This is a genomic window from Micromonospora sp. URMC 107 (genome assembly GCF_051386315.1).
Lineage (GTDB): Bacteria > Actinomycetota > Actinomycetes > Mycobacteriales > Micromonosporaceae > Micromonospora.
In genome coordinates, this window is sequence record NZ_JBPQTK010000001.1 from 62,956 (window position 1) to 77,586 (window position 14,631).

At 71.1% G+C, this 14,631-nt stretch carries 16 protein-coding genes and 1 pseudogene; 9 read left to right on the forward strand and 8 right to left on the reverse strand.

Annotated elements, in window-relative coordinates:
• Positions 1-211 precede the first annotated feature (211 nt).
• Positions 212-564 (reverse strand): annotated as a pseudogene (locus tag ACSNN9_RS00260) (PEP-utilizing enzyme); the annotation flags it as partial.
• Positions 565-709: 145 nt separating this feature from the next.
• On the opposite strand from ACSNN9_RS00260, the gene ACSNN9_RS00265 reads away from it, so the two are divergent.
• On the forward strand, positions 710-1,378 hold the full coding sequence (locus ACSNN9_RS00265; protein ID WP_436670591.1) for a hypothetical protein: 669 nt from the start codon (positions 710-712) through the stop codon (positions 1,376-1,378).
• Between the two features lie 401 nt (positions 1,379-1,779).
• Here ACSNN9_RS00265 and ACSNN9_RS00270 read toward each other — a convergent pair whose 3' ends face one another.
• Positions 1,780-2,343: a dihydrofolate reductase family protein gene (locus ACSNN9_RS00270; RefSeq protein ID WP_436670592.1), complete on the reverse strand. Its 564-nt coding sequence runs from the start codon at positions 2,341-2,343 to the stop codon at positions 1,780-1,782.
• A gap of 465 nt (positions 2,344-2,808) precedes the next feature.
• Here ACSNN9_RS00270 and ACSNN9_RS00275 point away from each other — a divergent pair, with 465 nt between their 5' ends.
• On the forward strand, positions 2,809-3,648 hold the full coding sequence (locus tag ACSNN9_RS00275; protein WP_436670593.1) for a hypothetical protein: 840 nt from the start codon (positions 2,809-2,811) through the stop codon (positions 3,646-3,648).
• 279 nt (positions 3,649-3,927) lie between these two features.
• Here the strand turns inward: ACSNN9_RS00275 and ACSNN9_RS00280 are convergent, their stop codons facing one another.
• The 3 genes from ACSNN9_RS00280 to ACSNN9_RS00290 all read right to left on the reverse strand — a co-directional run bounded on the left by ACSNN9_RS00280 (position 3,928) and on the right by ACSNN9_RS00290 (position 5,877).
• A complete protein-coding gene (locus ACSNN9_RS00280; protein ID WP_436670594.1) occupies positions 3,928-4,368 on the reverse strand; it encodes a hypothetical protein in 441 nt (146 codons plus the stop codon).
• 210 nt (positions 4,369-4,578) lie between these two features.
• The gene (locus ACSNN9_RS00285; protein WP_436670595.1) at positions 4,579-5,493 is read right to left on the reverse strand and encodes an aminoglycoside phosphotransferase family protein; all 915 of its coding nucleotides are present in this window, start codon (positions 5,491-5,493) and stop codon (positions 4,579-4,581) included.
• A gap of 72 nt (positions 5,494-5,565) precedes the next feature.
• On the reverse strand, positions 5,566-5,877 hold the full coding sequence (locus tag ACSNN9_RS00290) for a hypothetical protein (protein ID WP_436670596.1): 312 nt from the start codon (positions 5,875-5,877) through the stop codon (positions 5,566-5,568).
• Positions 5,878-6,015: 138 nt separating this feature from the next.
• Between ACSNN9_RS00290 and ACSNN9_RS00295 the strand changes: the two genes are divergently transcribed.
• Positions 6,016-6,291: a dihydrofolate reductase family protein gene (locus ACSNN9_RS00295; RefSeq protein ID WP_436670597.1), complete on the forward strand. Its 276-nt coding sequence runs from the start codon at positions 6,016-6,018 to the stop codon at positions 6,289-6,291.
• A 165-nt stretch (positions 6,292-6,456) separates the two neighbouring features.
• Positions 6,457-7,845, forward strand: coding sequence for an alkaline phosphatase PhoX (locus ACSNN9_RS00300; protein ID WP_436670598.1), 1,389 nt, complete (start codon positions 6,457-6,459; stop codon positions 7,843-7,845).
• Positions 7,846-7,927: 82 nt separating this feature from the next.
• Here ACSNN9_RS00300 and ACSNN9_RS00305 read toward each other — a convergent pair whose 3' ends face one another.
• Entirely contained in the window at positions 7,928-8,689 is a 762-nt protein-coding gene (locus ACSNN9_RS00305) for a hypothetical protein (protein WP_436670599.1), read from the reverse strand.
• Between the two features lie 128 nt (positions 8,690-8,817).
• Between ACSNN9_RS00305 and ACSNN9_RS00310 the strand changes: the two genes are divergently transcribed.
• Together ACSNN9_RS00310 and ACSNN9_RS00315 are read left to right on the forward strand one after the other, a co-directional pair.
• Positions 8,818-9,492 carry a DUF6891 domain-containing protein gene (locus ACSNN9_RS00310; RefSeq protein WP_436670600.1) on the forward strand — a complete coding sequence of 225 codons (675 nt, stop codon included), beginning with the start codon at positions 8,818-8,820 and terminating at the stop codon, positions 9,490-9,492.
• 125 nt (positions 9,493-9,617) lie between these two features.
• Positions 9,618-11,183: a class I SAM-dependent methyltransferase gene (locus tag ACSNN9_RS00315; protein ID WP_436670601.1), complete on the forward strand. Its 1,566-nt coding sequence runs from the start codon at positions 9,618-9,620 to the stop codon at positions 11,181-11,183.
• Positions 11,184-11,523: 340 nt separating this feature from the next.
• Here the strand turns inward: ACSNN9_RS00315 and ACSNN9_RS00320 are convergent, their stop codons facing one another.
• Together ACSNN9_RS00320 and ACSNN9_RS00325 are read right to left on the reverse strand one after the other, a co-directional pair.
• Positions 11,524-11,721 (reverse strand): hypothetical protein, encoded by a 198-nt coding sequence (locus tag ACSNN9_RS00320; RefSeq protein WP_436670602.1) that lies wholly within the window; start codon positions 11,719-11,721, stop codon positions 11,524-11,526.
• A 122-nt stretch (positions 11,722-11,843) separates the two neighbouring features.
• Positions 11,844-12,806, reverse strand: coding sequence for a phosphotransferase family protein (locus tag ACSNN9_RS00325; RefSeq protein ID WP_436670603.1), 963 nt, complete (start codon positions 12,804-12,806; stop codon positions 11,844-11,846).
• 201 nt (positions 12,807-13,007) lie between these two features.
• Here ACSNN9_RS00325 and ACSNN9_RS00330 point away from each other — a divergent pair, with 201 nt between their 5' ends.
• The 3 genes from ACSNN9_RS00330 to ACSNN9_RS00340 are packed head-to-tail and all read left to right on the forward strand — an operon-like array spanning position 13,008 to position 14,631.
• Positions 13,008-13,436 (forward strand): hypothetical protein, encoded by a 429-nt coding sequence (locus tag ACSNN9_RS00330; protein ID WP_436670604.1) that lies wholly within the window; start codon positions 13,008-13,010, stop codon positions 13,434-13,436.
• Positions 13,430-13,663: a helix-turn-helix transcriptional regulator gene (locus ACSNN9_RS00335; RefSeq protein WP_436670605.1), complete on the forward strand. Its 234-nt coding sequence runs from the start codon at positions 13,430-13,432 to the stop codon at positions 13,661-13,663. The genes ACSNN9_RS00330 and ACSNN9_RS00335 overlap by 7 nt, the downstream gene beginning before the upstream one ends.
• Positions 13,660-14,631 (forward strand): NAD(P)-dependent alcohol dehydrogenase, encoded by a 972-nt coding sequence (locus ACSNN9_RS00340; RefSeq protein ID WP_436670606.1) that lies wholly within the window; start codon positions 13,660-13,662, stop codon positions 14,629-14,631. Before ACSNN9_RS00335 ends, ACSNN9_RS00340 begins: the two co-directional genes overlap by 4 nt.

Consider the following 14,631-nt stretch of genomic DNA (forward strand, 5'->3'; position numbering starts at 1 on the left):
GCGACCACTGACGGCAGCCCGGTGAGCGGGGGGTGCCGACGCCCTCAGCGCCGTCGCGCAGGCCGCCGGAGGCGTTCGGGCCGAAGAAGTTCCAGGCGGGTTGCGGATCGAGGGCGGCGTCGGCCACCCGCCGACAGCGCCTCGAAGCCGGTGAGCGTGGCCGGACGTGAGCTCCACCCACATGCCGGACGCGGCCTGGTCGAGCGGTCGGTCAGGGCAGGATTTCGACGTATCCGTCGGTCGCGTGCACCCGAATCCGCTGCCCGTCCCGGATCAACTTGGTCGCCTGCTCCACGCCGACGAGGGCGGGCAGGCCGTACTCCCGGGGATCACCGCCCCGTGGGTCATGCGACCGCCCACCTCCGTCACCAGTCCCTCGATCGCGACGGACAGGGGTGACCAGCTCGGGTCGGTGTAGGCGGTGACCAGGATGTCGCCTGGTTCGAGATCGGCCCTGGCCAGGTCCAGGACGACGCGAGCCCGCCCCTCGACGATGCCGCCGGAGACCGGGAGGCCGACCAGCGCGCCGGCCGGCACATCGTCGCGCCGGTACGCGCCGGCGATGAAGGCGAGGACCAGCGCGGCGTAACCGGGGGGCCTCGCGCGCGTCGGGCTGCCCGACAGCCGGCCGGTTCAGCCGATCCTTCACCGAGTCTTCCCTCGACGCATCCCGCTTGACCGTCCTGACGGGATTTGTGAGAGTCGGTTGATGATCGTGGTCCAGCGGGTGCTGACGGCATGGACCAAGCGGTCGCGAGGCGCCCCCGGCGCGGTACGCCGTAACGCCGTAGCGGAGATGTTCCGGCTGCCACCTGGTGACCCGGCCGCCCCCGAGGAATGGGTGAAGCAGTCGCGAGGTGCGCGACGGGTGGCGCGACGCAACACGGCCGCCAAGGCACTCCAGCTGCCACCACCCGAGGGCCGAGCCGAGGTGCTTGTGCACCAGGTCGTTGCCCGTGAGGAGGACGACTTCGCGGTGCGACAGACGGCGGCCAGGCTCACCTTGCCGGAAGTCGGGCCGATCAGATCGGCTGGCGTGCAGTTGGAGATGGTGGCTGGGCGGCTCGTGGTGGTCGGCGACACCCGTGTCTGGTGTCAGTGCTTCATTGTCTTCCCGCCGCGCCCGAATGACACGGTGCTCCGCCTGCCCGCTGGCCAATGGGGGCGTTGGCGCCTCAACTTCCGGCTCTGGGAGGACTGGGGCAACTGCGAGTGGCACTACCAGAAATGGGCGATCAACGTCGCCCATCTGGCCGGCCCGCCGCCGGCCGACCTGTTCCAGATGACGGAGCCGGCCGACATCGTCGACGACATGGTCCGGCTCTCGCGCCCGACACGGTCGGAGGACCGACGGATCTTGCGGTCCGGGCGCCGTTGAGTCGGGAGGGCAACGCTGCTTCGAGCAGAGCAGACTTGAATCTCTCCCCGCCCTTGGGGCGACGCCCGGGCCGCGCAGGCCGGATGAGAGCCACACGACCAGCGTGGGCAGGCGCGATAGGAGCGACAGCCCGGGCGCCTCGACCGAAGTCTGGCCGGACCACGGTCGCAGGTCAATGAGACAAGTAGCCGCGATCAGGGCGACCCGCGAGCGGCTGCGACGCTGACTGCTGAGGTTCGTGCCGCTGCAGCGGTTACACGCCTGTGGGGTAGAGCCTCACCACGAGAACAATTGCTCGCATGCGCCAGATGATCGCAGCCGACATCCGCTCATGCCGCCGTCCGCCAGTCGTCAACGCTGCGCTTGTCATGCACGCGTCGGCGATTGGACAGGGCTGTCGTTCATTGTCCGACAGTGCGGTAGCGCAGGTGTACGACGCCGTTTCGGAATCGGCGCTCATCGAGGAGCTCGAGGTCGGCGCGCATGCCGGTCGCCAGCCCTGGCTTGCCCCCGCCGACGACGATGGGCAGGATGAACAGCTGGCACTCGTCGACCAGTCCGGCCTTGAAGGCCTGCGTCGCGAGGTTCGCGCCTCCTACGGTGAGATCGCTGCTGGCCGTGGCCTTCAGTTCGCGTACTGCGGCGGGGTCGAAACGGCGTTCGAGTCGGGTGTCGGCAGTTGACACCGCGGCGAGGGTCGTGGAGTACACGACTTTGCTCGCCGCTCGCCAGGCGCTCGCGAAGTCGGCCATGAGATCGGACTGCGCGGCCAGAGCGGCGTCGGTCTCCCAGACGGCCATCGCCTCGTACAGGCGCCGCCCGTAGAGACACGTGCCCACGGACCGCAGGAGGTCGGTGTGGAACGCGAACACTTCGTCGCCGATCGGGAACCAGTCGAACGCGCCGCGTTCGTCCTCGATGTAGCCGTCAAGCGACACGTTCGTCACGTAGATGAGCTTGCCCATGCTGTTACCTCTCGGTGGCCGATCGAACTAGATCAAGTATCGGGCCGTTTCATGACTCCCTTGTCCCGGGAGCCCAAAACCGACTGCCTTCACCTGTTCTACGAACGACCCGCGGCGGATCCGACACCGTGCCGGAAACGTCCTCAGACTCCCGCCGCTCGGCGCCTATGATCCTGAAGCGCCCCTGCTCGTCTAGATCATCGTCTCCGTGAACCGGCCGCGCGTCCATCTGCCCCTCTGGGCGGGCTGGCGTCCATCGCTGCTGGTGACGCACGGTGATGTACGACAACCTCTCCTGCTCCCGCTTCCAGTGTCGTACCGACTGATCAGCTCGTTCTGCGCGCCTCAGTGTCCGCCTTTCTCGGCCGCTACCGTGGGCAAACTCGCGTCCATACTGAGTCCGACCTGCGAGTCTGCCTCCGTTGGGGCACCGGCCAGGCCCTTGATCCGCTCGCCATGGCGCGGATGGACGTCGAGCGGTACGTGCGCTGGCTGCAGGACGTACGCCGCTACCAGCCCTCGACGGTCTCGCGGCGCCTGTCGGTCGTGGTCCGGTTCCATCGGGTCTGCGTCAACGACGCCATCCTGGAGCATTCGCCGGCCGACTACGTCCGTCGGCCCACGGCGCCGTCCGGGTCGCCGACCCTTGGGCTGGGGCACCTGCGGTTCGAGGCTCTGATCACTACCGCCCGGCTGTCGGCCAAACCGAACGACTTCGCCCTGGTCGCGCTCCTGGGTCTGCTCGGGCTGCGGATCTTCGAAGCCTGCGGTGCGGACATCGCCGACCTGGGTGAGGCGCACGGGCACCGGGTCCTACGCGTGCGCGGCAAGGGAGGCAAGGTCGTGCTCGTCCCGCTGCCACCCGCGGTGGCCCGCCATCGACCGGCCGTCGAGGAGCGCGCCAGCACACGGGCAACCCAGGGGCGAGAGCGGATCGAGGCCGCTTTCCGTGGCCGTTCGCGTTACGGAGCGGTTGTATGGCCCGAACGAGCGCAGTCCGGGATAGCCTTGCCGTATATGGCTACCTATCGCAGCGCCTCAGTGCTTCTTTCCTCCGACGGCACCAGGACCCCCGGCACCGCCGCGCTCTTCGCCGAGCCCGCCCGCAGGGGTGGGACCCCGCCGTGGGCAGGCGACTTCCGACCCGCCAACAGCGCCGGCAACGGCCCCAAGAACGCCGTCGGGAAGACCTTCACGTTGGAGCTGCCCGACGGCAGCACCGGCAAGGTCGTGGTCCAGGGCCTCAAGAGCGGAAAGGGAGGCGTCGTGCTGGCGTTGATGGGCGAGGACGCGCCCCCCTTCTGAGCAGGGAACTGATCGCCGCCGACGCCACCGGCCAAAGACGGCCGGTAGGTGACCCTGCCGATGTCGATGCGTTCGGATGGCTGCCGGGCGCATCGCCTCACCAGTGGTTGGGCGTCGACGAGGGTCAGGTGTACTGATCCTTCGCTGAGAACGCTCGAGCCGCTCGCCGCCGTCGACGCACCGTGAGCGGCGGGGGTGTCGCGGGTGGTTCCGCAGCGCCGGTGATGGCTCGGGTCCGGGCTGCCCTGGGTCGGCGGCCCGCCGGCCCAGGGCGACCGGTCAGCGGCGGCCGGTGGCCAGGGCGACGAGGTACTGTCCGGCGCCAGCGTCGACGCTGGCGGTCACCGGCAGTCCGGGCACCAGCCGGGAGAACCGGTCGACCAGCCAGTCCGCCGCCTCCTGGGCGTCCTTCCTGCTCGGACAGCGGGCGACCAACTCGCGGCCACCCTTGCGTTCGAGTCGCTCGGCGACGGTGATCAGTGGCGCGGGCTCCACCACGTGCAGATGGTCCGGCCAGGCGATGACCACCTTGACAGCGCCCTTGCGGGTGTTGCAGGCCCGGTGCGCGAGTCGCTCGGCGACCTTGGCCTTCTTGTCGGCGGTGCGGCTGTCGACGCTGGGGCCACGGGGATCGTTCACCGACATGTCGGCGTCGACCGGCTGGTCGCAGACCCAGCACCGCCAACCGTCACGCCTGGCGACGTCATCGAGGAGACTCATCCACGCAAACTAGCCTGTCAGCCTCCGGCCAACGGCAGCCCCGGTCGGGGCGAGCGCCGCCAGGGGGTCTGAAGGTGCAAGGGATCGCTCTCCTGCGCCCTCCGCCTCGACGCGCGGGTGACGCATCGGCCGCCGGACCATGACGAGCGACTCGGCCGAGGTGCGGAGGGTCGGTCACGCCGTCTGTCGGACGCAGTCGCGATGCCCGGGTCAGCGGGCTGTGGCGACGAGGCGTCGCAGGGCGGCGTGGGCGGGTGGGCCCCAGCTGGGCTTGCCGCCCGGGCGGCCGTGGACGCCGGCGTCGCCGATGAGGATGCCGCCGAGGGCGCGTGCCATCGCCCAGCCGCGGGCGCGGCGCATCATGGCGGTGTCCGGGGTCGGCTGGTAGGCCGCGTAGAAGTGGTCGGTGGTGTCGTCCGGTAGCAGGAGCCACATGGCGGCCAGGTCGCATGCCGGGTCGCCCGCGCAGAGGTCGCCGAAGTCGATGACGCCGCAGAACGTGCCGTCGGCGGTGAGGACGTTGGCCGGATGCAGGTCGGCGTGCAGCCATAGCGACGGGCCCGTCCATTGCGGCGCGGCGACCGCGTCGTGCCAGACGGCGCGGACGGCGTCCGGGTCGTGGATCAGTCCCCGCTCGGTGGCGGAGGTGAGCGCCTTGGCGAACTGGTCGGCGTGGTCGGCCAGTGGCCCGCCGCGGTCCCGGCCCACGGGCGCGCCGCTGGGGGCGGGCTGGTGAAGAGCCGTCAGGAACGTGGCCAAGGAATCGGCCGCGTGTGCGGCGCGCGTGACGGGGGCCCGGTCGGCGGGCGTGCCCGGGATCCAGGTGGTGACGAGCCACGGCCGAGGGAAACGTTCGGAGGGCTCGCCGAACCGCTGCGGGACGGGAATCGGCAGCGGAAGTCGCGGGGCAAGCGCGGGCAGCCAGGAGTACTCCTTGCGCAGCAGCGCGTCTGCGGACCTGGTCGCCCAGGGGAGCCGGACGGCGAGGTCGTCACCGAGGCGCCACAGTTGGTTGTCCCAACCACGCGCGCCCAGCCGAACCGGGCGATCGGCGAGGTCGGGGTGCTGGTCGCGTACCAGATCCCGGACCAGCTCCGCGGTGATCTCGATCTCGACGTGGGTCATGTCGAGCAACGGTAGTGCGGTCGTCGCCGCGTCCGGCTTGCTCTGCTCGACCACGTCGAGACCGGCTTCTGGTCAGTCGATCGGCGGGCGGTCGATGACCTCGACGAACATGATCGTGTTATCGACCACGTCAAGGATGAGCATGCCCGCCCGGTGTGGGCTGAGACCGACGTTCCGGTGGCCCGGACCGTAGGCGCCGGCCGGTGGTGGTTGCGTGTAGAAGCTCTGGCAGAAGCCGTCGCCGCAACCGCACTCCTGGAGCACTCGGAGACTGTCGACCTGGCCGGCCAGGCTGCCCTCGTCCGCCTCGCGAAGCGCGGTCGCAAGCTCCGCCGCCAAACGCGGCCATCTGTCCACCACAAGCGGTGGTTGCCCAAGCGTCATCGTTGCGACGGTAGCCGACGACGGAGGTTCGGAATGGCACGCGCTGATCGGTGGCCAATCGGGCGCGTGGGCCGCCGACCCCGCATCCACACTGGGCCACGGGACGAAATCGATCCGCGCGCTACGTTGGCCGGGTCGGTGGAGCTGGACGGCCAGTCCGAGGTGCGCTTCGTCCGGGATCCGGCGGGACGGAGCCGCCGCTCGGCCGATCGTGACCTCACCGTCGACGGCCCGAACCTCGCCGCCCAGGCGATCGCGGCCGGCCTGGTGGACGAGTACCACCTGTTCATCACCACGAGCGTGGTCGGCGGCGACAAGCGGTTCTTCCCCGACGGCGTGCGCCTCGATCTCGAACTGGTCGAGGAGCGCTCCTTCGACAGCGGACTGATCTACGCGCGCTACCGGACCCGCTGAGCCGCACCGGTTGGTGACGCTTCCCGCGGCCGAGCCGAGGGAGTCGGCGGGGGTCGATTCGAACGGCGTCTTGACGGGCGGGTCAGGATGTGACGTAGTGGATCGAGCGATTCGGGTCGATGTCGGCCGGGGCGCAACGGTCCGTGACGTCCAGGAGGCTTGTCCGTGTCTTTGTCTCGCCGCCAGTTCCTGTCCCGCTCGGCTGGAGCCGGTTTCGCCGTGGCCGTGGCCGGTTCGGTCGACGCCCTGTTCACCGCGGCGCCCGCGCTGGGGGTGTCCGGCCCGAAGACCGGGTACGGTCCGCTCGTGCCTGACCCGGCCGGCATGCTCGACCTGCCGGTGGGCTTTCGCTACACGGTGCTGTCGCGCGAAGGCGCCGTCCGGCCCGACGGTGGCATCGTGCCGAGCCGGTTCGACGGTATGGGCTCCTTCGCCGACAGGGCACGCGGCACTCGCCTGGTCCGTAACCACGAGTGCTCCCCGACCGCGAGGATCACGGTCGTGGCTCCGCCGGAGCGCACGTACGACCCGGCGGCCGGCGGCGGGACCAGCACCCTCGTTGTCGACGCGTCGAACCGCGCCGTCTCCGAGCACGTCAGCCTCGGCGGCACGGCCATCAACTGTTCCGGCGGCCGGACGCCGTGGCGCACCTGGCTGACCTGTGAGGAGACCGAAGACAAGGCGGGCGCCCGCGGGTACGCGAAGGACCACGGGTTCGTCTTCGAGGTCGACCCGTACGACGAGGCGCGCAACACCGATCCGACACCGCTGACCGCGATGGGCCGGTTCCAGCACGAGGCGGTCGCGGTCGACCCGCACACCGGCATCGTCTACGAGACCGAGGACGCGTTCGTGGCGCCACTGGGCAGCTTCTACCGTTTCCTGCCGAACCGGCCGCTCGGCGGTCACGGGAGCCTGCGGGCAGGCGGCGTGTTGCAGGCCCTGCACGTCCCGGACCTGCCGGACCTGTCGGTGGTGACGAGCGCGGGCACGTCCTTCTCCGGCGTCGAGTGGCTGGACGTGCCGGACCCGCTGGCGACGACGGAGTCGGTCCGCGCCCAGGACTACGGCAAGCCGATCACCGGTGGGTACAAGATCGAGGGCGCCTGGTGGGGGGAGAAGGACGGCTGCGCCTACTTCGTCTCGTCGTTCGCCCGGCGTGAGCAGGGCTCGGCCCGCGACCACGACGGGCAGGTCTGGCGGTACGACCCGCGAGCCAACACGTTGCGCCTGGAGACCATCTTCACCCGTCCCACCCCGGCACCGGAGAACCCGGAGTTCGACGCTCCGGACAACATCTGCATGTCGCCGTACGGGGGCCTGATGATGTGCGAGGACGGGATCGGGGACCAGCACATCCTCGGTACGACCGCCGCTGGCGAGGTGTTCGTCTTCGCACGTAACCGGGTCAACGTCGGCACCGCCGGGGACCCGGAGTTCGGCGAGCTGGCCGGCGCGACGTTCTCCGCCGACGGCCGGACCATGTTCTTCAACGTCTACAACCCGGGCATCACGTACGCCGTCACCGGCCCCTGGAACCGCCGCCAGCGCTGACCCCGCAGCCACCGTCGGTGCGTCCGGGGGTCCCGACGTGATCGGGGGAGCCCCGCCTCGCCGGGGCCCCGGTGGGCGCGTCTCAGACCAGGCCGGCGACGGCGCCTATCGCGGTGATGGCGACTGCGACCCGCTCGGTGAGGGCGCCGCCGACCGGCCACGAGCCGTCCGGGCGCTGGGTGGCGGTGAGTCGCCGGACCACGACGTGGAACACCGGATGGTGCGAAGGCAGCAACGCCGTCCGTAGCGCGCATCCGGCGCGGGCGACGTCGGCCGGCGGGGCGTCGAGCAGCCGGCGCGCCAGGACGTCCAGTCCCTGGTCCGCCTCCTCGCGCAGCCCCACCGCCCACAACAGGGCGGCGGCGAGCCAGGTGGTGGTGAGGCACGACGGCCAGGCGCCTGAGGCCTCGACGGCGTCGCGCACCGCCCGGGCGGCCGGCCTGGCCGCCTCGGGCCGGTCCAGGACCGCCAGGCACCAGCCGACGTTGGCGGTCAGATGGAGCGGGTCCTGCGACGGCAGGTGTCCGGTGTCCACGGCGGAGCGCACCGTGCCGTCCGGCGCGACCAGCGCGGCGAGCCAGTCGGCGCAACGGTCCACCCGTGAGCCGTACCGCAGGTCCAACTCGATGATGCGGTCGAGCCGATCGCACGTCGCCGCCACGGAGGGTGCGCCGGCTGACCAGGGCGCGGGGAAACCGCCCTCGGGGGACTGGTCGGCGAACAACGCGTCCGCCACGTCCAGCGGCGCGGGCCACACCCCGGTCAGCACCGTCGCCAGCCGGTGCCTGTCGGACTCGTCGCCGTGCGCGACCACCCACTCGACCGCCGCAGCAGTGTCGATCATGCGCGGAACCTAGCAAGCCCGGAGCGATGGGACGAGCCGAGGCACGGCCCGGCGGGCGAGGTGGTGCTTGCCACGGCCGGTCACGGCCTGGCTCAGACCTGTCACAGCCCTCTGCGAGCATCGCTGCCGTGACTGGATGGATCTACAACGATCGCCCTGAGGGCGTCAGGTTCCTCACCGAGCGGATCACTGAGCCGGGCCGTGGGGCGATCGAGGCCGAGGTCTGGGACTGGGTCGTGCGCGGCCAGGATGACGCCGACGAGTTCGTGGAATTTCTCGACCAGGACGAGCTGCGCCACGGCGCCACCGACGAGGAACTCAGGGCGGCGTACGAGAAGGCTCTGGCCGTCCGGCGGGAGCAGCAGCGCCAGTGGGGTGCGGTGCGGAGCAACCTCACCCGTGCCTTCGTCGATCTCAACGAGCTCGGCGTGTTGGCCAGGGAGGACTTCAGCTGCTGTGGCACCTGCGCGGCCGCTGAGATCCACGATGAGCGGGACGACTCCCGGCACTGGCACGGATACCTCTGGTACCACCGCCAGGACACGGAGTCGTTGATCGCGAGCGAGGACGGGGCGGTCTACCTCGGCTACGGCGCCTATCCGGCAGCGGACTTCGACGAGGCCGCCTATGCCGCCCTGCCAAAGGCCGAACAGCGGGCCCGCTACCAGGCCGACGTGGAACGGCTACTGGACGAGATCGTCTTTCCGGTGCTCCGCACGTACGGCATGCGGGTGGAGTGGAACCGCGAGCAGTCGAGTCGGATACGGGTCACCGGCGCCCGGTGGTACGCGCCGTTGGTCTGAAACGTGCCGCGCGGCTCCGAGTCTCGGGCGGTCCGCGCCGTCCGTCGAGGGCTGCTGACCCTCGGGTCGGTTGACGGGCACCCCCTGCCGCGCACCGCCCAGCAGGCATCGGCTAGGAACGTGGCATGCCGCGCTACCTGCTCTTTCCTGGCCGCCACCACCTGCTGACCCGCTTCCAGGCCGGGTACCTTCGCCAGCTCGCGGCGCAGGGCGACGGCCCCCTCGCCGACGGTGACGGTGCGGCCGGGAGTGAGGACGCCGGCGGGACGACCGTGGTCTGGGCGGTCACCTCGGCCAACCACGAGAACACCCGGCGCAACCCGGTCCCGTACCACCGTCGGGAGGCGGCGATCGAACGGTTCAGCGTGCTCGCCGGGCTCCGGTCGGTGGTGGTGCCGATCTTCGACACCACACCCACCGACCGGTTCGCCGAGGTGACCCTCAAGACCGTCGCGGCGTCCACCGGGCTGGAGCTGACCCCGGCGGACACGGTGGTCGCCTGCTCCACCCCGGAGGTCGCCGCCATGTACGAACGGCTCGGGTTCCGCATCGCCGGGGTGGAGGCCGACGTCGAGCCGGCGCCGGTGCGGCCGTGGGACGTCCTGCTGCGGCTGGCGGACGACGACCCGTCGTGGCGTGAGCTCACCCACCCGGCGACCATCGACGTGTACCGCCGCTACCGCCTCGACGACCTGGTCCGCTCGGTGGTGAACGACCCGGTGGTCGGCGACGAGGGCGGGCTGACCACCACCCGCGACTACCGGACGTACGCCGAGGCGTTCAGCGACGCCGCGCAGCGCAAGTGGGACGCGGTGCGCGAGCACGTGCGGCCGGGGCGGATCGTCGACGTCGGCTGCGGCGCGGGCGCCGTCCTGGAGTTGGCCGACCGGGAGCCGGCCCTGCGGGAGAGCGACCTGATCGGCGTCGAGGTGGCCCGGCACCTGTACGAGGAGTGCGTCCACAAGAAGGCGCAGGGCGTGTTCACCAACCCGAACGTCTTCTTCTACCGGCGTAACGTGCTCGGCGGGGCGGTGTTCGCGCCGCGCTCCGTGGACACCACGATGACCTTCGCGCTGACCCACGAGATCTGGTCGTACGGCGAGCGGATGGCCTCGCTGCGCCGGTTCGTGCGGGCCCTCTACGACCACACCGTGCCCGACGGGGTGTGGATCAACAGCGACGTGTGCGGGCCGGACGGCAAGGACCGGACGGTACACCTGCGTCTGGCGACGACCGACGGCCTCAACCCGCCCCGGCCGCGTACCGACCTGGCGGCCGCGCCGCCCGGTGAGGTGGCGGCGCACGTCCGCGCGCTGTCGACCCGGGCCCGACTGGACCAGTTCGCGGTCGACTACCGGTTCCCGTTCGCGTACCGCCCGGTCGACGGGGCGGACGGCACGGTCGAGCTGACCCTCGGCGCGGCGATGGACTTCCTCACCCGCAAGGACTACACCGACAACTGGCTGTCGGAGACCCAGGAGCAGTTCTGCGGCATGGAGTACGCCGACTGGAAGTCGTTGCTCACCGACGTCGGCTTCGAGATCGACGCCGCGAGCGGTACGTCCCGCAACGACTGGATCATCACCAACCGTCTCGCCCCGGTGGCCGCCCTCAGCACCCCGGCGGGCGAGCCGCTGGACTGGCCGGTCACCCACGTGCGCCTGGTCGCCCGTCGTCCGGTCAACACCTGACGCCCAGGCGGCCCCGTCGTCGAAGCTCACAGGTGGGTTCCGCCGGTGGCGTCGATGATCGACTCCCGTTCCGCCGAGCCGTTGCCGAGTACCTGGCCCGGGCCGCCCGCGAGTTCATCACCGGTCCCGGGCGCGGGTGCATGATCTCGACCGGCATGACGGTGCCGACACCCGGCAACTCGAAGGCCTCGCCGAGACCGCCCTGGCAGTCATCCCGGGTCGTGGATAGCGGCGGGCCGTGCGCGATCCACAATCCGCTGTGCGGCACCCCGTCGGCTCGGCCAGGCTCGGTGGCGGCATCGTGGTGATCGCCCGCCGACCCCGCTCGGCGCGGGGCGGGTCATTCGCAGCGGTCTTCGGCGCCTCGGCCGTACGGCTCGCAGCAGTCGGGGCGGTGCCGGTAGACCCGGAGGTCCCGGCCGCGCCGGTGGCCGTACTCGGTCGTGATCTCGTACAGGCAGGCCTGCCACACGACGACCTCCCCGCCGCCGAACACCACCCGTCCGTCACCCGGCCCGCCGCGCAGCAGCACGTCCACCCCTCGACGGTACGTCCCCCGCGAGCGCACGACGCGGCGTACGGAGCTCTGCCCCCGAGCGGGTGGCGGTGCGAGCCTCCCCCTGAACGCATCACCCAAGGGCCGCGCCCGACCGCCTCGGCTCAGCCCAGCGCGTCCATCAGGGCGGTGACATAGGCGTCCAGCCGCTCCTCCACGGCCCGCGTCGTCAGCTCCGTCCTCCCCGCTTCCCGCCATGGCCGCGCCACCACCCGCACCTCCTCCGAGCACGCCAGCGCGTCCCGCACCTGCCAGTACAGCCGCTCGCTCGCGGCCGCGGCCAGCACCCCGCCGGCCTCCTCGTACGCCTGCGCGAACCGCAGGCCCCACGCCGGGCCGTGCAGCAGCGCGAGATTGGTGCAGCAGTGCGCCACATCGAGATCTGCCGGGCCCCAGGAGGTCGCTGCCCAGTCGACGACGCCGGCGATCCGGGCACCTGCCGACCCCGCGGGCGGCACGTCGAACAGCACGTTGCCCGGTTGGAAGTCCCGGTGCAGGAATCGCCCTTCGTAGGGCGGCGCGGGCCTGCGGATCACGTCGATCGCCGCGGCCCATGCCGCCGCGTCGGCGCCCTTCGGCGTCACGACGGTGTCGGCGGTCGTCAACGCCACGTACTCCCGGGGCCGCTCGGCGGGCCGCACCGCGTGGATCGCGACGAGTTGACGGGCCAGCAGAGGAACGCGCGTCTCCAGTCCCTCGTCCTCGAGGACCGTCCGGCCGGCCAGATGCGTCATCAACAGCGATGGATGCGCGCAATGCGCGGCGGTCGGATCGACGGCGACCAGCTCAGGAGCCGGCACGCCGGTCCCCATGAGCAGGGACAGGGCGTCGGCCTCCCGATGCAGCCAGTCCTCGGCGTGTCTGACGTAGATGGGGTCGACGAAGCTTCGCAGCACCAGCTCACGGGTGCTTCCGTCCCGCGTGCCGATGGTCAGCCTCCGCATCTCGGCGGTGATGCCGCCGTGCAGCGCCTCGGTCCTGACAATCCGTTCGCCGAGCTCCAGGTGCCGGCTCACCCAGGCCAGCGTCGACGGCGGGACAGCCGCCGCCTCATCGGGGTCGATCACCCTGCCACCTCATCATGCGGAGGGCGGCACGCGAAGTGTTCATGCCGGAGAGCACCGACGCGGCAGGACCACCCACCAGCGGCGCCCGAGTACCCGGATTGCGGTGCGACAGCGCCGGGTGATGTAAAGATTTCTAGACACGAAGTCAAAAATTCAGTACCTTGGTGATGTCAAAGATTCCAGACATCCGGAGGGCTTGTCGTGACGCACGAAGAGAAGCGCGCCTGGATCAGGCTGGTCGCCGCCGTGCTCGGCTACTCCGCCTACGTGGCCCTCATCGCCAGCCGCGCCGACGGTCGCTCGCTGCCCGACGTGCCGTACGCGAGCGCGCTGTTGTGGACGGTCGGCGCGGCCATCGTCGCGTCGATCGTGGCGGAGACCGGTATGGCCGTCGTGGATCCGCGCGCGTCGCGCGCCAAGGACGTGCGGGACCGCGAGATCGGGCGGCTCGGCGACCACGTCGGCCAGTCGTTCGTCGTCATCGGCGCGGTCGCTGCGATGTCCATGGCCATGGCGGACTGGGACCGGTTCTGGATCGCCAACGTCATCTACCTGTGCTTCGTGCTGTCGGCCATCGTCGGCGGCATCACCAAGGTCGTCGTGTACCGCAGGAGCTTCCCGCAGTGGTGAAGCCGACGCAGGTCACCAACCGCATCCGCGCGCTGCGCTTCGCGCACGGCGAGATGACCCAGGCCGAGCTCGCCGAGCGCATCGGCGTGACCCGGCAGACCCTCATCGCCATCGAGCAGGGCCGCTATTCGCCGTCCCTGGAAATGGCCTTCCGGATCGCCCGGGTGTTCGGCGTTCCGCTCGACGACGTGTTCCAGTACCCCGACTCCCCCGAGGAGAAGCCGTGAAGGCGATCGTCCGAGACGTGTACGGCCCGGCCGACGTGCTCGAGCTCCGCGAGGTCGGCAAACCCTCGATCGGAGACGAGGAGGTGCTCATCGAGGTACGCGCCGCCGGCGTGGACCCCGGCGTGTGGATCTTCATGACCGGCCTGCCCATGGCGGTGCGGCTCGCGGCCGGGCTGCGCCGACCCAGGGTCGCGGTGCTCGGTCGGGCCGTCGCCGGTGTGGTGGTGGCGGTCGGCGCCGGCGTGACCCGTTTGCGCGCCGGCGACGAGGTGTACGGCACCTGTCAGAGCGGCTCGTTCGCCCAGTACGCGACGGCGCGGCAGCACCGGGTGGCACCCAAGCCGGCCAACCTCACCTTCGAGCAGGCGGCGGCGGTGCCCATCTCCGCGGTGACCGCGCTACAGAGCATCCGCGACGCACGCGTGCAGCCCGGACAGCGGGTGCTGATCATCGGCGCCGCCGGAGGCGTCGGGTCGTTCGCCGTCCAACTGGTCACGGTGTACGGGGCGAGCGCGACCGGTGTCTGCGGCCCCTCGAAGATCGAGCTGGTGCGTTCCCTCGGTGCCGAGGACGTCATCGACTACACCCGGCACGAGATCGACCGTGGCGGCGCGCGATACGACATCGTCGTCGACACCGCCGGCAACCGGCCGTTGCCGCTGCTGCGGCGCGCGACCACACGGCGCGGCACGATCGCCCTCGTCGGTGGCGGCCACGCCACGGGTCGGCTGCTCGGCGGCTTCCAACGCCAGATGGCCGCGCCGTTGCTCTCCCTGTCCGGCAGCCAGCGGGTGCTCGGCGTGACCGCTCGGGAGCGCTACGAGGACCTCGAGGAACTGACCACCCTCATCGAGGCGGGCTCGGTCACCCCGGTCATCGACCGCAGCTACGCTCTCGCCGACGCGCCCGCCGCGATGCGCTACCTCGCCCAGGGCCATCCCGCGGGGAAGATCGTCGTCACGGTGTAG